This window comes from Erwinia sp. JH02 (genome assembly GCF_013074405.1).
Classification (GTDB): domain Bacteria; phylum Pseudomonadota; class Gammaproteobacteria; order Enterobacterales; family Enterobacteriaceae; genus Erwinia; species Erwinia rhapontici.
Window position 1 is genome coordinate 92,842 of the sequence record NZ_JABANZ010000010.1, and the last position, 16,511, is coordinate 109,352.

Annotated in this window: 15 protein-coding genes; 9 read left to right on the top strand and 6 right to left on the bottom strand. The window is 50.1% G+C overall.

Annotated features, from left to right (window positions below; all coding sequences use genetic code 11):
• Positions 1–69 precede the first annotated feature (69 nt).
• Both grxC and HHI26_RS20745 read right to left on the bottom strand, forming a co-directional pair.
• On the bottom strand, positions 70–321 hold the full coding sequence (grxC, locus tag HHI26_RS20740) for a glutaredoxin 3 (protein ID WP_133846426.1): 252 nt from the start codon (positions 319–321) through the stop codon (positions 70–72).
• A gap of 17 nt (positions 322–338) precedes the next feature.
• On the bottom strand, positions 339–770 hold the full coding sequence (locus tag HHI26_RS20745; protein ID WP_133846427.1) for a rhodanese-like domain-containing protein: 432 nt from the start codon (positions 768–770) through the stop codon (positions 339–341).
• A 352-nt stretch (positions 771–1,122) separates the two neighbouring features.
• Between HHI26_RS20745 and envC the strand changes: the two genes are divergently transcribed.
• Both envC and HHI26_RS20755 read left to right on the top strand, forming a co-directional pair.
• Positions 1,123–2,430: a murein hydrolase activator EnvC gene (gene envC / locus HHI26_RS20750; RefSeq protein ID WP_133846428.1), complete on the top strand. Its 1,308-nt coding sequence runs from the start codon at positions 1,123–1,125 to the stop codon at positions 2,428–2,430.
• 2 nt (positions 2,431–2,432) lie between these two features.
• Positions 2,433–3,359 carry a divergent polysaccharide deacetylase family protein gene (locus tag HHI26_RS20755; protein ID WP_133846429.1) on the top strand — a complete coding sequence of 309 codons (927 nt, stop codon included), beginning with the start codon at positions 2,433–2,435 and terminating at the stop codon, positions 3,357–3,359.
• Positions 3,360–3,416: 57 nt separating this feature from the next.
• On the opposite strand, the gene tdh is transcribed toward HHI26_RS20755, so the two are convergent.
• Both tdh and HHI26_RS20765 read right to left on the bottom strand, forming a co-directional pair.
• The gene (gene tdh / locus HHI26_RS20760) at positions 3,417–4,445 is read right to left on the bottom strand and encodes an L-threonine 3-dehydrogenase (protein WP_171149617.1); all 1,029 of its coding nucleotides are present in this window, start codon (positions 4,443–4,445) and stop codon (positions 3,417–3,419) included.
• Entirely contained in the window at positions 4,442–5,653 is a 1,212-nt protein-coding gene (locus tag HHI26_RS20765; protein WP_159338318.1) for a glycine C-acetyltransferase, read from the bottom strand. The genes tdh and HHI26_RS20765 overlap by 4 nt, the downstream gene beginning before the upstream one ends.
• A gap of 229 nt (positions 5,654–5,882) precedes the next feature.
• Between HHI26_RS20765 and rfaD the strand changes: the two genes are divergently transcribed.
• Genes rfaD through HHI26_RS20785 form a run of 4 tightly spaced genes read left to right on the top strand, consistent with a single transcriptional unit; the run spans position 5,883 to position 9,953 of the window.
• Entirely contained in the window at positions 5,883–6,815 is a 933-nt protein-coding gene (gene rfaD / locus HHI26_RS20770; RefSeq protein ID WP_133846432.1) for an ADP-glyceromanno-heptose 6-epimerase, read from the top strand.
• 16 nt (positions 6,816–6,831) lie between these two features.
• Positions 6,832–7,878 (top strand): ADP-heptose--LPS heptosyltransferase RfaF, encoded by a 1,047-nt coding sequence (gene rfaF, locus HHI26_RS20775; protein WP_171149618.1) that lies wholly within the window; start codon positions 6,832–6,834, stop codon positions 7,876–7,878.
• Positions 7,879–8,868: a lipopolysaccharide heptosyltransferase RfaC gene (gene rfaC / locus HHI26_RS20780; RefSeq protein ID WP_241008323.1), complete on the top strand. Its 990-nt coding sequence runs from the start codon at positions 7,879–7,881 to the stop codon at positions 8,866–8,868.
• Between the two features lie 5 nt (positions 8,869–8,873).
• Positions 8,874–9,953, top strand: a complete 1,080-nt coding sequence (locus HHI26_RS20785) for a glycosyltransferase family 9 protein (protein WP_171149619.1) — start codon at positions 8,874–8,876, stop codon at positions 9,951–9,953.
• Between the two features lie 363 nt (positions 9,954–10,316).
• Here the strand turns inward: HHI26_RS20785 and HHI26_RS20790 are convergent, their stop codons facing one another.
• Positions 10,317–11,408: a glycosyltransferase family 9 protein gene (locus HHI26_RS20790; RefSeq protein WP_171149620.1), complete on the bottom strand. Its 1,092-nt coding sequence runs from the start codon at positions 11,406–11,408 to the stop codon at positions 10,317–10,319.
• 267 nt (positions 11,409–11,675) lie between these two features.
• On the opposite strand from HHI26_RS20790, the gene rfaQ reads away from it, so the two are divergent.
• Together rfaQ and HHI26_RS20800 are read left to right on the top strand one after the other, a co-directional pair.
• Positions 11,676–12,749 carry a putative lipopolysaccharide heptosyltransferase III gene (gene rfaQ / locus HHI26_RS20795; RefSeq protein ID WP_171149621.1) on the top strand — a complete coding sequence of 358 codons (1,074 nt, stop codon included), beginning with the start codon at positions 11,676–11,678 and terminating at the stop codon, positions 12,747–12,749.
• Between the two features lie 61 nt (positions 12,750–12,810).
• A complete protein-coding gene (locus HHI26_RS20800) occupies positions 12,811–13,911 on the top strand; it encodes a glycosyltransferase (protein ID WP_171149622.1) in 1,101 nt (366 codons plus the stop codon).
• Between the two features lie 185 nt (positions 13,912–14,096).
• On the opposite strand, the gene HHI26_RS20805 is transcribed toward HHI26_RS20800, so the two are convergent.
• Positions 14,097–15,116, bottom strand: a complete 1,020-nt coding sequence (locus tag HHI26_RS20805; protein ID WP_171149623.1) for a glycosyltransferase family 9 protein — start codon at positions 15,114–15,116, stop codon at positions 14,097–14,099.
• 241 nt (positions 15,117–15,357) lie between these two features.
• Between HHI26_RS20805 and HHI26_RS20810 the strand changes: the two genes are divergently transcribed.
• The gene (locus tag HHI26_RS20810; RefSeq protein WP_171149624.1) at positions 15,358–16,494 is read left to right on the top strand and encodes a glycosyltransferase family 4 protein; all 1,137 of its coding nucleotides are present in this window, start codon (positions 15,358–15,360) and stop codon (positions 16,492–16,494) included.
• The last annotated feature ends 17 nt before the right edge of the window (positions 16,495–16,511 follow it).

Below are 16,511 nucleotides of genomic sequence, written 5' to 3' on the forward strand. Positions count from 1 at the left end.
TAGGTTAATAATCCGTTACTGTGCTGCAGCAATAGTCAGGCAATATGCGCCATAATGCGCAGCCTTTCCTTATTTTAACAACGGGCTAAGGCCGTCACGACTTTCAAGTGCAAAGAGATCGTCGCAGCCGCCGATGTGCTGTGCACCAATAAAAATCTGTGGAACAGTCGTCCGGCCGCTACGTTTTATCATTTCTTCACGCAGGGAAGCATCCCCATCAATTGGGATTTCCTTAAAAGTCACCCCTTTCTGACTCAGCAGTGCTTTAGCACGATGGCAGAAAGGACAGGTTGCTTTGGTGTAGATCTCAACGTTTGTCATGCCAGAACTCCTGTAGTTTATTTACCGCGAACCAGCGGCAGGTTATCGCCACTCCAGCCGGACACGCCATCTTTCAGCACGTAGACCCGCTCGAAGCCTGCTGCATTCAGCTTGGTGGCTGATTCAGATGCAGAAGTCCCGGTTGCACACACGACGATCACTGGCTGTGCTTTATATTTTTCAAGCTCGCCGAAGCTGCTTTTTTTAATATCTGCAGCCAGTACATTCATCGCGTTAGAAATATGGCCCTTGCGGTAATCATCGCGCCCACGCACGTCCACTACCACGGCTTCTTCTTTGTTAATTAAACGGGTTGCTTCACCACGACTAATCACTTTTACTTTGGAGAACATGCCCTTAACGGTGGTCACGATCACCAGAACCAGCAAAACAACCCACGCCAGACCTAAAATTGTGTGATTGCCTGCGAACTGCATAATATCTTGCATGAGGGGTAACAACTCCCGAAAGGGTTAATAAGCTAAAAATAAGGCTTCTGAGTATACCTGCCAGGAGTGTCATGTACAGTCGAGAAGGCCTTCAGAGTTATGATTTCTGCGCCAGTTTACAAAAAAAAGTTGCCTTAAGTGAAAACGGCTATCCTGTGATGACACTGCGACGAAGTTAAGCGGTGAAATGTTGCGCAATGGGGATTTCTGTCGCGCTGCGTTATGCGCTCGTTTCAGCCGCTTCTGGGCAATTATTCCCACAGGCAGAAGGTCGGGCCTGTTACTGACAGAAATAGAAAACCACTCAGAGATGGCTGGTAAGCTGCTGTTCATCGTGGAATAATCCACGGATATGAGGGAAAAAGCGACAGTGTTACATCCAAGGACCCCGCGTCATTCATCGGCTGTTGTTCAGCCGTTACGCGCAAGCTTGTCCGCCCTGACCGTCAGTGCGCTTTGCACCGGCGCATTGTTGTTCTCTTTTTCCGCGCTGGCCGCCGAAGATAACAAATCACAACTGCAAACCATTCAACAAGATATTGCCGCTAAAGAGAAAAGCGTGCAGTTGCAGAAACAGCAACGAAATCAGTTGCTCGACCAGCTACAAAGTCAGGAAAAAATTATTGCACAGGCCAGCCGTCAACTGCGTGAAACGCAGGGCAGCCTGACCACGCTCAATAAAGACATCACCAGCCTCACCGCCTCGATTAGCAAACTTCAGCAACAGCAAAAGCAGCAGGAAGCGATCCTTGCGCAACAGCTGGATGCGGCATTTCGTCAGGGGCAGCATAACGGATTACAGCTTGTTCTGAGTGGCGAAGAGAGCCAGCGCAGTGAACGTATGCTGGCCTACTTTGGTTATCTCAACGACGCCCGGCAAAAATCAATCGAAGCGCTGAAGCAGACCCGCAACGACCTGTCGGCGCAAAAAACCAGCCTGATCGATAAACAAGCTCAGCAAAAATCACTGTTAGACCAGCAACAAAGCCAGCAGCAAAAGCTTGAAGGCGCTCGCCAGGCGCGCAAGAAAACCCTGACAACGCTGGAATCTTCGCTGGAGAAAGATCAGGCACAGCTCGTTGAGTTACGGCAGAACGAAAGCCGCCTGCGCGACAAAATCGCCAAAGCCGAGCAGGAAGCCAAAGCCCGGGCAGAGCGTGAAGCCCGTGAGGCAGAAAAAGTTCGTCAGCGAGAAGCACAGGCGAAAAGCAAAGGCAGCACCTACAAACCGACCGACAGTGAACGCTCACTGATGTCGCGCACTGGCGGTCTGGGTCAGCCCGCAGGGCGGGCCGTTTGGCCGGTACGGGGCAATATTGAACACCGGTTTGGCGAACAGCTGCAGGGTGAGTTGCGCTGGAAAGGACTGGTGATTGATGCGCCTGAAGGCACCGAAGTCAAAGCGATTGCCGATGGCCGTGTATTAATGGCTGACTGGCTTCAGGGCTACGGCCTGGTGGTCGTGGTTGAGCACGGTAAAGGCGACATGAGTTTATATGGCTACAATCAGAGTGCGCTGGTCACCGTCGGAACCCAGGTGCGTGCAGGTCAGCCTATCGCGCTGGTCGGCACCAGCGGTGGCCGCGGTACGCCGTCGCTCTATTTTGAAATCCGCCGTCAGGGACGAGCAGTCAATCCACAACCGTGGTTAGGAAGATAGTTTTGTTTCAACCTCGAAAACTCAGCGGCCTGCTGGTCGCACTGCTGTTATCCAGTCCGGTCTACGCCGGTAAGCTTTCGATTGTCATTGATGACTTTGGCTATCGGCCGGCTCAGGAAAATCAGGTATTGCAGATGCCTGCGGCTATTTCAGTCGCCGTGCTGCCTAATGCACCCCATGCACGCGAAATGGCCACCAAAGCCCACCAGCGTGGCCACGAGGTACTGATCCACCTGCCGATGGCTCCCCTCAGTAAACAGCCGCTGGAAAAAGATACGCTGCGTCCGGATATGTCGGCGGAAGAGATCGCACGCATTATCCGTGAAGCCGCTGCGGATGTCCCGTTTGCCGTTGGTCTCAACAACCATATGGGCAGCGCGATGACCTCCAGCCTGCCAGGGATGCAGAAAGTGATGCAGGTGCTCGATCACTATAATTTCTACTTCCTTGACAGCATGACCATCGGTAACAGTCAGTCGACCCGCGCCGCAGCGGGTACCAGCGTGAAAGTGATCAAGCGCCGGGTATTTTTGGACGATACCCAGAATGAAGCTGATATTCGTAAACAGTTTACCCGCGCAGTGCGGCTGGCCCAGCGTGATGGCTCAGCGATTGCGATTGGCCATCCCCATCCGGCAACCGTCAGGGTATTACAGCAGATGCTGCCCACTTTGCCCGCTGATATCACCCTGGTACGTCCGAGCCAGTTGCTTAACGAACCGCAGCGCGTGAACAATACGCCGCAGCCACCAGACAGCAAATCTCAGCCAGCCAGACCACGTAACCCATTCCACCCTGAGGGTATTTGTCGTGTGAAAGTGGCGCCAGTGCCGGCAACACGGGCGCTGGAAGTCGTGAGCGACAGCATCAGTAACAGCTCGTTATGGCAGGGTTTGAAGAAAAAACTGTCAGTGAAATTCAGCGGATAAGCCTGGAAGCACATACAGGGGCAGACCTTCTGTTGAGGTCTGCCCGCACCAAAATAGTTACGACCAATTCAGGATCACCTTCCCGGAGTGCCCGCTACGCATCTCATCAAATCCCTGCTGAAAGTCATCAACAGGATAGTGATGGGTGATCACGGGTGTCAGGTCGAGGCCAGACTGTAGCAATGCCGCCATTTTGTACCAGGTTTCAAACATCTCCCGCCCATAGATCCCTTTGATAAACAGCCCCTTGAAAATCACCTGATTCCAGTCAATAGACATTGACGACGGCGGAATACCCAACATGGCAATACGCCCACCGTGATTCATCACCTCCAGCATGGAACTGAACGCCGCAGGAACACCGGACATTTCCAAGCCAACATCGAATCCTTCCGTCATCCCCAGATCATTCATCACCTGCGACAGGTTTTCCTCGCTGACATTCACCGCTCGCGTAACTCCCATCTGACGCGCCAGTGCCAGACGGTACTCATTCACATCAGTGATCACCACATAACGCGCCCCAACATGACGGCAGATAGCAGCAGCCATGATGCCAATCGGTCCAGCACCGGTAATCAGCACATCCTCACCAACCAGATCGAATGACAGTGCGGTGTGCACAGCATTGCCAAAGGGGTCAAAAATAGCGGCCATATCATCAGAGATATTATCGGGAATTTTGAACGCATTGACCGCCGGGATCACCAGATACTCGGCAAAACATCCCTGACGGTTAACACCCACGCCTACGGCATTCCGACACAGATGCGTACGTCCACCCCGGCAGTTACGGCAATGCCCGCAGGTGATGTGCCCCTCGCCGGAGACACGATCGCCGATGCTAAAACCTGCGACTTCCTGCCCAATGGCCACCACATCTCCCACGTACTCATGGCCGGTGATCATCGGTACCGGGATGGTTTTTTGCGACCACGCATCCCAGTTGTAAATATGGACATCGGTGCCACAGATCGCCGTTTTGCGGATTTTGATCAGCACATCGTTATGGCCGGGTTCCGGGATTGGCGCATCGTCGATCATCCAGATGCCGGGCAGGGGGTGCAGTTTTGCTAATGCTTTCATGGTGTTTCTCCCTGGGGGATCACACGCAGTTCCTGGCCCACCCGGCGGAAGGCTGCGACCGCACGTTCTAACTGAGCCGGGGTATGAGCCGCAGAGATTTGCGTGCGAATGCGTGCCTGACCTTTAGGCACAACGGGATAACAGAAACCCGTGACATAAATCCCCTCCTGCTGTAATCGGGCGGCAAACGTCTGTGCCAGCCGCGCATCGCCCAGCATCACCGGAATAATCGCGTGGTCGGCCCCGGCCAGCGTAAAACCTGCTGCGCTCAAAGCTGTACGAAAATAGCTGACGTTTTCCCACAACCGCTGACGCAGTCCCTGTCCGTCAGCCAGCATCGTCAGTACCTGCCGGGAAGCCGCCACAATGGACGGTGCCAGTGAGTTTGAAAACAGATAAGGCCGCGAGCGCTGCCGCAGCCATTCAACCACCTCTTTTTTCGCGGCGGTATACCCACCGGAAGCCCCACCCAGTGCTTTGCCTAACGTGCCGGTAATAATATCAACCCGCCCCATCACGCCACAGTGTTCATGACTTCCTCGTCCAAGGTGCCCGACAAATCCGACAGCATGAGAGTCATCAACCATCACCAGCGCCTGATAACGATCTGCCAAATCGCAAATACCTGCCAGGTTTGCGATCACCCCATCCATAGAAAACACACCATCGGTGGCGATCAGAATATGGCGGGCACCTTCAGAACGGGCCTGCTCCAAACAGGCTGCCAGTTCAGTCATATCATTATTGGCATAACGGTAACGCCGGGCTTTACACAGGCGAATACCGTCAATAATCGAGGCATGATTTAACGCATCAGAAATCACCGCATCTTCAGGCCCCAACAGCGTTTCAAACAGACCGCCGTTGGCATCAAAGCAGGAAGAGTAGAGAATGGCATCATCCATCCCGAGAAACTCTGCGAGCGCCCCTTCCAGCTGCCGGTGGCTGTCCTGGGTGCCACAAATAAAGCGCACGGAGGCCATACCGAACCCATGACTGTCCATACCTGCTTTTGCGGCAGCAATCAGAGCGGGATGATTCGCCAGCCCCAGGTAGTTATTGGCGCAAAAGTTCAGCACTTCACTGCCATCAGCCAGCATAATGGCCGCCTGCTGCGCGCTGACGATTTGCCGCTCCCGTTTAAACAGTCCCTCACTTTCAGCGCTGATAAGTTGCTCATTAATCTGCTGATAGAATTTCTGATTCACCTTTATCCTCCCAGTTAGATTTTTTGCGATACAGATAACTGAAAGTGAAGCACATGGCTGTTCATATACGCGGAATAATCTGCTTTTTGCCACATAAATCACGGAAAACACCCCCGACACGCCCTCTCCCCCCCCGCCTCTGGCTGTCGACTTCGCGATGAGATGTTATGATATGGGCCATTAGCGAGTGGAACCCCCTGTTCCACCCCACCATTTAGGGTTAAAGCTCATGATTATCGTCACTGGCGGCGCTGGAATGATTGGCAGCAACATCATCAAGGCACTGAATGATAAGGGTCACACCGATATTCTGGTGGTAGACAATCTGAAAGACGGCACCAAATTCGCCAACCTGGCCGATCTGAACATTGCCGACTATATGGACAAAGAAGACTTCTTGATCTCCATCCTGGCGGATGAAGATTTCGGTGATGTTGAAGCGGTATTCCATGAAGGCGCATGCTCTTCCACAACTGAGTGGGATGGCAAGTACATGATGGATAATAACTATCAATACTCCAAAGAGCTGCTGCACTGGTGTCTGGAACATCAGGTTCCCTTCCTGTACGCCTCTTCTGCTGCCACCTACGGCGGCCGTAATGCCGACTTTATTGAAGAACGCCAGTTCGAAGAGCCACTGAACGTTTACGGCTACTCCAAAATGCTGTTTGACCATTACGTGCGCGAGATCCTGCCTGAAGCACAGTCTCAGGTCTGTGGTTTCCGCTATTTCAACGTCTATGGCCCACGCGAAGGGCATAAAGGCAGCATGGCAAGCGTAGCTTTCCACCTCAACACCCAGTTGAACAACGGTGAAAACCCGAAACTGTTTGAGGGCAGCGACAACTTCAAGCGTGACTTCATTTATGTAGAAGACGTCGCCTCGGTTAACCTGTGGTTCTGGGAAAATGCCGTGTCCGGCATCTTTAACTGCGGTACTGGCCGTGCCGAATCATTCCAGGAAGTCGCTGATGCGGCGCTGAAATATCACAAAGACGGTGAAGTTGAGTACATCCCATTCCCGGAAAAACTAAAAGGTCGCTACCAGGCATTCACCCTGGCAGACCAGACCAAACTGCGTGCCGCCGGGTATGACAAGCCTTTCAAAACGGTGGCTGAAGGTGTGGCAGAGTATATGGCCTGGCTGAACCGTAAAGCGTAAGAGGCACTGTTCGGGAATGAAAATTCTGGTTATCGGCCCATCGTGGGTCGGCGATATGATGATGTCGCAAAGTCTCTATCGCAGCCTCAAAGCCGAGCACCCCGATGCCGTCATTGATGTGATGGCACCTGCATGGTGCCGTCCGTTATTGTCACGGATGCCGGAAGTGAATGAGGCGCTGGCGATGCCACTGGGCCACGGTGCTCTGGAGATAGCCGAACGCCGCCGCCTGGGAAAAATGCTGAAGGCAAGCGGCTATGACCGCGCCTTTGTGCTGCCTAACTCGTTTAAATCCGCTCTCGTTCCGTTTTTTGCCGCTATCCCACGCCGCACAGGCTGGCGCGGTGAGATGCGTTACGGGTTGCTGAACGATCTGCGTCGACTGGATAAAACCGCATTCCCACTGATGGTCCAGCGCTATGTGGCGCTGGCGTACGATAAAGCACGTATCCACCACGCCGACGATCTGCCACAGCCACTGTTATGGCCGCAGTTAGCGGTGCAGGAAGCGGAAAAACAGGCGACCGTCAGCGCCTTTGGTCTTGCTTCCGGGCGCCCAATGATTGGGTTCTGCCCTGGCGCGGAATTTGGCCCTGCTAAGCGCTGGCCACATTACCACTATGCTACCCTGGCACAACGCCTGATCGACAAGGGCTACCAGGTGGTCCTGTTTGGTTCCGCCAAAGACAATGAAACCGGGCAGCAGATTCTGGCGGCTCTGGCAGAAGATGCACGCCAGCACTGCCGTAACCTGGCCGGAGAAACCCAGCTGGAACAAGCCGTCATTTTGCTGGCGGCCTGTGATGCCGTGGTCAGTAACGATTCAGGCCTGATGCATATTGCTGCCGCTCTGGATCGCCCGCTGGTCGCCCTCTACGGGCCAAGCAGCCCGGACTTTACCCCGCCACTGTCCCGCAAAGCCCGCGTGATCCGTTTAATTACGGGTTACCATAAAGTTCGCAAAGGTGATGCCGATGAAGGTTACCACCAAAGCCTGATTGATATTACGCCAGAGCGGGTCATGACTGAGCTGGCAACGCTTTGCCCACGGCATGGAGTCTGAATGCGGGTTTTGATTATTAAAACATCCTCAATGGGGGATGTACTGCACGCATTACCTGCCCTGACTGATGCCATGCGCGCTATCCCTGAGATTCGCTTTGACTGGGTAGTGGAAGAGGGTTTTGCTCAGATCCCTTCCTGGCACCCGGCCGTGGATCGGGTATTACCGGTGGCCATCCGCCGCTGGCGCAAACACTGGTTTGGCAGCCAGGCGCGCGAAGAACGCGTGGTGTTTAAACGTGCACTTCAGTCGCGCGAATACGATGCGATCATTGATGCACAAGGGCTGATTAAGAGCGCAGCGCTGGTAACACGTCTGGCGAAAGGTGTTAAACATGGGCAGGACAGCCGCAGCGCGCGTGAGCCGTTTGCCAGTTGGTGGTATGACAAACGCCATGAAATCAGCAAACAGCAGCACGCCGTTCAGCGCACCCGCGAGCTGTTTGCGAAAAGCCTGGGGTATGCGCTCCCGACAACCATCGGCGATTACGCTATCGCCCAGCACTTTACTCAGGCACTCCCCGCCGATGCGAATCAGTATCTGGTGTTTTTGCACGCCACCACGCGCGACAATAAGCACTGGCCGGAAGCGCACTGGCGCGAACTGATCGAGTTAATGCAGCCTTCAGGTTTAACGATTAAATTACCCTGGGGTGCAGAGCATGAGCATCAGCGCGCGTTGCGGCTGGCAGAGGGCTTCGATTTTGTCGAGGTGCTGCCAAAGCTGACGCTGGAACAGGTCGCCCGCACGCTTGCCGGCGCTCGTGCCGTGGTGTCGGTGGATACCGGGTTAAGTCACTTAACTGCCGCGCTCGACCGTCCGAACATTACTCTTTACGGCCCGACCGATCCGGGGTTGATTGGCGGATATGGGAAGAATCAGATGGTTTTGCTAGCGGATGACAAAAATATGTCTTCAGTTAAACCCCTGCAGATTGTTGAGTTACTGAAAACATTACCAACCATTTTTACAGACTCTGGTGATGAGTAGGAGATATGAAAAAAAAGAAATTTGCAAAACTACGCGAATGGAATCGGCGCCGTAACTATTTTATGAAAGCTTTGCGTATGCATATTGCGCGTATTCGATATGACGAAAAAAAGCCGAAGCACTTCGATTTATCATCTATTAAGCGGGTTTTGTTTTTACGAGATGATGACAAGATAGGCGACATGGTGGTGTCGACTTCGCTGTTCCGTGAATTTTCCCGCGCCGGATATATCGTCGATGTTTTGGCCGGAAAAAACAATATTAATGTTATTGAAAATAACCCTTATATTCGTAAAACCATCATATCTCCGGCAGCACTGGATGAAAAGTTAGCACTGGCACAAAAATTAGCCTCTGAAGGTTATGACCTTATCGTTGATATGGGTGACACTATGTCACCATCTCATCTACGATTACTAAAGATCATTAATGCTAATAACGTGATCGGCTTCAATAAGTCACAATACAATCTCTATAATAAATCGCTGGCCTATCTTGGTTTCGATAAGCACATCACGACTCGTTATGCGCTACTCATGGAAAGCCTTGAGTTGAAAAATTTTACTACAGATTATGATTTACACTGCTCCAGCGAAGTGAAAAATCTCGTAGGCGAATTTTTCGCTTCACTTTCGGGCACTCTAAAAATTGTTATTAATCCATTTTCTGCTACCAGTAAACGAGATATCTCAACTGAACAACTTAAAGGGTTAGTTACCAGAATAAAAGAAAAATGGCCTCAAAGTGATATAATTTTAATTGGTATAAAGAAAAGAATAAGCGAGTTAAATATACCAGAAACCTATATCAACCCTTTCAATACACTGTCCAGTGCAATAGAAATAATCCGACTCGCCGATCTTGTGATCAGTCCGGATACCTCCATCGTGCATATTGCCACCGCCTGGAAAAAACCTTTGGTTTGCCTGTACGGCAACGATATTCATGGTCATTTTATCAACAGTGCAGTATGGGGGCCAGGTAATACACAGTCGGTACAACTTTTCACTAAAGACAAATATCATCCCGTATCAACGATAGCAGTGGATGATATTGTCTCAGCAATGGATAGGTTACTGGACTAGCCTAGTCTTTAATTTTGGGGGGCTTTATACCACAGTAAGATCGCCAGTAATTCCTGCCCCCTGAACACTGAATTTTTTAATTATTTTATTATGCAAGTGAATATTAAAATAAACCAATAGTTCGCGTTCTGAAAGCAATGGCAAATAAAAAATGTATACATATCATTTCTGGGTGAAAGAAAATTAACACAGAAAGTAAACATAAGATGTAATAAAATATAAACCCTGAATGGTCTATCACCAAAGAAAGTGAAAAAAATGAAAGCTAGTATACATAGCAAAACCTCATAATATAAAAAAATTTTTATTAATCGGCACGCTCTTCAAAAAACCTCACATCCAATTTAAAAAATCATACTGTTTTTATTTTAAAATTAACTTGCTATGTATTTTCTCAATAACAGTATCAGATTTAATTAAACTCATAACATGCTCTTTCGTTAGATTACTTTTTCTCCTTGCAGCATAAATCACTTCATGGAGGTGTCTGTCTTGTAAAGGACCGGTGGCGTAAGGATTTGCCGTGACAAATAAGCTGACCGTTGGGACTTTAGCGGCAATGGCAATGTGTAGAGGCCCGGTATCACCCGTGAGTAGTAATTCGAAACTGCCGATTAATGAGGTCAGTTGATTCAACCCGGTATTACCGACATGATCGATCACTCTGTGATGGTACTGTTCGTCAAGATGCTGGTATAACGCTGTTGCCAGCGACTTCTCGCCCGGACCACCAATCAAAACAATTTGCGTCTCGTCAGAATACTGCAATATCGCTTCTGCTACTCGGGCAAACGACTCTGTGGGCCAGCTACGTTCAGGCTTCGAAGCACCCATTTGAAAACCAATTACTCGCGAATCTGTAGCTGGGAGCACTGCTGGCACAGTTGGTAACTTCATCTCAATATTACTCACATCGCAGCCAAGCGGTTCGACCAAAGCAAGCTTACGTTGAATCACGTGACCGACAAAACCAATCGTATAATCCGCCAACCAGCGGTCACGCGGCTCGAACCCATCGTGATAGTTATCTCTTATCACATATTCTGCCCCAGCCAGGATCGCACTGAGGTAGTCATAAGGTTCATGAGAGTGTAGCAACAACGCCAGGTCGGGTGAGCCGCCAATACAGGATTTGAGGGTCGATATCATCTGGCGCATTGTGACAATTTTATTGTTCCAATACACCACATCGTCCCAATCAGCACCCTCCTCAACAAACTCGCGAAATTTTTCGTGAGCTATCAGGGTAATGCGGGCATTAGGATAACGTGTTCTGATAGCTCTGATGGCCGGTGTATTAAAAAGGAGATCGCCCAACGCCGTTGTCGAATAGATGACAATATTACGAAAATTTGTTTCCGGATTGACATTTCGGGAGGGATTCAGTCGTCCGGTGCATCGAGTGTAGGCAACCAAAAACAGGCTTATCGCTTTGATCTTCCAACGCTTACTCATCAAAATTTCTCAATATCAATGTTATGGCAGGTTAATATCGTGCAGTTGTCGGACTTATGTACAGGCGAAATGATTTCTTGGAACAATATAATAATAATCAAATCGACCTGTCTCGCAGTGAAATCAAGCCTTTATGCCATGTTACATAGTGCCCTGGCAAAGAGCAAAGTTATTTGATGTAAGGCAAGCTGCAAACAGACCTTATACTAGCCACACTTAGCCCACTCATTTAGAATCATCGGCTGACGTCATAAACAGCGAACAACAATGAAAAGTCTGGACCTGACGGTTCCGCCAGAAACCATGGCACGCATTCTGGTGATTAAATTCCGCCATCATGGCGATATGCTGATGATCACCCCGGTGATCGAATCTCTGCGCGATGCCTACCCTCAGGCGCTAATAGATGTGCTGCTTTACGAAGAAACACGCCCTATGCTGGCATTACACCCGGCAATAAATCGTATTTACTCGATCGACAAATCCTGGAAAAAACAGGGGAAACGCTACCAGTTAGGTCAGGAGTGGCGATTACTCAAAACGTTACGTAAACAGCATTATAGCTTGGTGGTTAATCTTGCCGATCAATGGCGTAGCGCAATCATTACATGCTTTACAGGTGCACCTACTCGCCTTGGTTTCGACTTTCCCAAGCGCAGTGGAAAATTGTGGCAGTTCTGTCACACGCAACTGGTAACAACTGAAGGTCACAACGATCTTCATATTGTTCAACAAAACCTTGCCCTTCTTGCGCCCCTGAGGCTCGCCAGCCTCAATCAAAAAGTCACGATGTCATACTCTGATGGCGATCTGTCAACAGTACGTCAGCTAACCCAGGGTTTATCAAACTACATTGTGGTTCAGCCAACCTCACGTTGGTTTTTCAAATGCTGGAATGACGAAAAATTTGCGCTGACGCTTGATGCGTTAAGCCAGGAAGGATATGCCATCGTTTTGACTTCCGGGCCAGCCAAAAACGAAATGGATATGATTGCCAGTATCCTTTCTAAAATGCAAACTACACAAAATACCCTGTCATTAGCGGGACAATTGACGTTACCGCAACTTGGCGCGCTTATAGTCCATGCAAAGCTGTTTATTGGCGTAGACTCTGTCCCGATGCATATGGCTGCGGCGTTACAAACACCTTGCTTGGCACTTTTTGGCCCATCCAAACTGGTTTTCTGGCGCCCATGGCAGTTGAAGGGAGAAATTATATGGGCGGGAGACTTTGGTCCACTGCCTGATCCTGACAGAGTCGATACGCGTACCACTCAACGCTACCTGGATGCGATCCCGTCAGATGTGGTTATTGCCGCTGCAAAAAGATTGCTGTCATGACCATTCCGATCTTTTCTCGTGGCTTACAACACTCACTATTTCTTAAGAATTTGGATTTCTCATGCGTATCTTGATGATTATTGATGGCCTTCCAGGCGGCGGTGCGGAAAAAGTCGTGCTGACCCTTAGCCAGCATATGCAACAGATGGGGCATTCCATCTCGCTGTATTCCCTTGGTACAGACTGCGCTTATACCATTCCTGAAGGGATCAATTATCAGATCGTGGTCAGTGACAGTAAAATGCCGTGGCGTAAACTCACGGAACTGTCACGCCGTGCGAACATGCTGGATAGAGTGCTGGAAGAGGATGAACGGGAAAATGGCGACTATGACCTGATTGTATCCAACCTGCATAAAACGGACCGGATCGTTTACCGCAGCAAAGCGATTAATCAGGATAAACTGTGGTTCTGTATCCATGGTGTCCTGTCATCCACCTACCTGGGCCATCGTACCGGGCTTAACCGCTGGTTAAAGCGACGAAAAATGGCGCATATTTACCAACAAAAAAATATCATTTCCGTTTCTCAGGCCGTGCTGGATGATCTGGTGCAAGAGATGGGTGTGACTCCGGCGAAAACTGCCGTCATTAATAATCCTTTTGATATCTCCGCGCTGCTAGCGCTTGCCGCAGAACCTTGTGAACTGGCGGGTACTGACTACATCATCAATGTAGCTCGCATACATCCGCAAAAACGACAGGATCGCCTGTTAAAAGCCTATGCCCGTTCTGGTATTAGCGCGAAACTCGTCCTGCTGGGGACCGGAACGGACGAAAGGATCGCGGCAGCAAAACAACTGGCTCACGATCTTGGCATTGCAGACAGCGTCCTGTTTCTGGGCTTTCAGGCTAACCCCTTCCCCTATATCAAACATGCCGCGATGCTGGTGCTGAGTTCAGATAGTGAGGGATTTGGCAATGTACTGGTAGAGGCGCTGATCTGTGACACGCCTGTCGTCAGTACACGTTGCCCGGGCGGACCTGAAGAAATTCTGATGAAAGCGGGTATGGCAGCGGCACTTACCGATATTGATGAAGCAGCGCTGGCAGAGACCATGGCAGCGCTGTATGCATCACCCTTGAAAATCGATCATGGAGCATTGAAGAAATACGATGTTCAGTCGATCTGTGAGCAATACATCGCGCTAATCAACACGTAACCGTTGATGGCAGCAACTGTCGTTTTTCCTACACCTCATCAACAGTAACATCCCGCAGTCACCGGATATTCACTGCGGGACGTGATGCTCACCATACCAGGGATGACTGATATCTTTATCGATATCCCCGAAAAAGTCGGCCTGCGGCTTACCCAGCTTTACAGCAAAACAGTACATTTTTTCAGTTAAGAATTAAGACGGCTGACATTCTGCCAGACCTCATCAACACTGATGTCAGCACAATCTCCGGACGGTGCCTGTAAACAGTAGTGTTGACCCGTCCAGGGGTGCCATTCATCTATACGAGTCTCACTAAAAAGCACCACCTGCTTCTTGTTAACTGCGGCAGCGAGGTGCATTTGCCCACCATCACTGCACAATACCCGGTCACAGTATTCAAAAGCCGCCACCAGCTCCCGTATTGACGAGGTGGGATGGAGTGACACCCGTGAACTCTGGCAGGCTGCAAGTATCTGTTCAGCGCGATGTTGGTCACCCACATCGTCCGGAGCCAGCGTCCCCTGTGGGGACCAGAAAATCAACACGCTGCCGAAGCGATGCTCCCGCAGATAGAGGCGAATAATGCTTATATAGTTCTCTAACGGCCAGTTGCCTTTCTTTCTGCGGTTACTAATATGCACAGCAAGCCCAGGCGGCTCGCCAGGATGCATGCCTTCAATACGATTACGCGCCTGCTGACGTTCCTGTTCTGTCAACCACATGCCAACCGGAGGAATCGGGACTGGTGCGTCAGTGAGGGCCGAAAGATAGCTATACGTCATTTCAACCTGATGTGTGCCACGAAAATCAGCATGTTTAAATGGCACAGTGATCGCGCTGTCTCCAGTATCTGCGCCGATAATATGCTTCGCCCCTGCCATTTTTGCCAGGCGAAGACTGTATTTACACGGTGCCGGATTAGCCAGAATCGCCGCATCAAAAGTGATACGCCTCAGCTTCAGGAACATCTTTATACGTTCGAAATAGACTCTTACTTTAGCGAATTTACCGGCGGCATGTTTTGCTTTGCGATACACAAAGGTGTGCTCAATATGCGGGTTGTTTTTCACAACATCCTGACTGACCGTATTGATCAACAGGTAAATATTGGCATCCGGGAAAGCGGTTTTAACCCCTTCAATCAGGGGAGTGGTACAGATTAAATCACCAATATTGTCACGGCGAATTATTAAAATATTTTTCATTACCAACCTGTTAGCGAAATCATCGCACGATTACTTCACCCCGTTATGAAGGATCATTTGCATGATACCCTCAGCCCAAGTCGATGATACTGGTTTAAACCTCGCAGAGAAATGAGAGATTCTGTCGAACGTAAGCAAAGGTCGATCGCTTTCCCCTGCCATCACTTTCCCCTACAATCGCCGCATTGATTGGCTGACCTTTATTGATTTATAAGAATATCGGTGCCCTTGGGTGAATATTATGAACAAAACACGACTGGCGATCGTCAGGCAGAAATACCGACCGGATGGCGGTGCTGAACGTTTCATTTCGCGGGCACTGGAAGCGTTGGATACCCGCGAACTGGAGCTGAACATCATTACCCGTTCCTGGCAGGGAGAACCCAAACCCAACTGGCATCTGCATATCTGCAACCCTAAGAAATGGGGGCGCATTTCCCGTGAGAGGGGCTTCGCTGAGGCGGCGCGCACCTGCTGGCAACAGGAGAAATTTGATATCGTACAAAGCCATGAACGCATTGTAGGATGCGATATATTTCGTGCAGGCGATGGTGTACATCGCGTCTGGCTTGAACAAAGAGCTCGCATACTCACGCCATTACAACGTCTTCTGGCAACATTAAGTCCGTATCACCGCTATGTCATGCGGACAGAAGAAGCGATGTTTCACTCGGATGAACTGAAAAAAATCATCTGCAACTCGCTCATGGTAAAAAATGACATCATGCGTTGTTTTCAAGTACCTGAAGACAAATTCTCCGTTATCTATAATGCGATAGATAATCAGAAGTTCGTCCCTGCCACCCCACAACAATATAAGGAAAGCCGTAAAAATCTTGCCTTACCTGAAAAGGCAAAAGTCCTGATTTATGTGGGCTCAGGGTTCGAAAGAAAAGGTCTTCTTTCCACCATACAGGCACTCGCTGCTACAGATGCCTGGCTAATCGTTGTTGGGCAAGATAAAGAGCAGGACAAATACGCCAGGATTGCCAGGCATCTGAATGTTGAACAGCGCATTCGCTTTGTCGGTATGCAGCGCGATGTTATTCCTTTTTATCATGCAGCAGATGGATTAATCCTGCCGACCCTTTATGACCCTTTTCCCAATGTTATCCTGGAGGCGATGGCCTGTGGATTACCGGTGATCACCAGTCATACATGCGGTGGCGCGGAGTTTATTACTGAGGGTCAGGAAGGATTTGTTTGTGATGCGCTGGATATTCCGGCTCTGGCAGCTGCCATCCAGCAGATCCCCCGCAATGATACGGATAGAAAAATGGGTATCATGGCGCGGCAGCGTATTATGACATGTACTCCCCAGCACTTAGCCGGACAATTGGATGCGCTATACAAAGAAGTGTTGGAGCACCGCAGATGAAGTAGTGTGAGCAGGCC

Coding starts and splice junctions, on each gene's coding strand:
- envC (WP_133846428.1), top strand. CDS start 1,123: ATGAGGGAAAAAGCGACAGTGTTACATCCAAGGACCCCGCGTCATTCA.
- rfaQ (WP_171149621.1), top strand. CDS start 11,676: ATGAAAAGTCTGGACCTGACGGTTCCGCCAGAAACCATGGCACGCATT.
- HHI26_RS20810 (WP_171149624.1), top strand. CDS start 15,358: ATGAACAAAACACGACTGGCGATCGTCAGGCAGAAATACCGACCGGAT.
- rfaC (WP_241008323.1), top strand. CDS start 7,879: ATGCGGGTTTTGATTATTAAAACATCCTCAATGGGGGATGTACTGCAC.
- HHI26_RS20785 (WP_171149619.1), top strand. CDS start 8,874: ATGAAAAAAAAGAAATTTGCAAAACTACGCGAATGGAATCGGCGCCGT.
- rfaD (WP_133846432.1), top strand. CDS start 5,883: ATGATTATCGTCACTGGCGGCGCTGGAATGATTGGCAGCAACATCATC.
- HHI26_RS20745 (WP_133846427.1), bottom strand. CDS start 770: ATGCAAGATATTATGCAGTTCGCAGGCAATCACACAATTTTAGGTCTG.
- rfaF (WP_171149618.1), top strand. CDS start 6,832: ATGAAAATTCTGGTTATCGGCCCATCGTGGGTCGGCGATATGATGATG.
- HHI26_RS20790 (WP_171149620.1), bottom strand. CDS start 11,408: ATGAGTAAGCGTTGGAAGATCAAAGCGATAAGCCTGTTTTTGGTTGCC.
- grxC (WP_133846426.1), bottom strand. CDS start 321: ATGACAAACGTTGAGATCTACACCAAAGCAACCTGTCCTTTCTGCCAT.
- tdh (WP_171149617.1), bottom strand. CDS start 4,445: ATGAAAGCATTAGCAAAACTGCACCCCCTGCCCGGCATCTGGATGATC.
- HHI26_RS20800 (WP_171149622.1), top strand. CDS start 12,811: ATGCGTATCTTGATGATTATTGATGGCCTTCCAGGCGGCGGTGCGGAA.
- HHI26_RS20805 (WP_171149623.1), bottom strand. CDS start 15,116: ATGAAAAATATTTTAATAATTCGCCGTGACAATATTGGTGATTTAATC.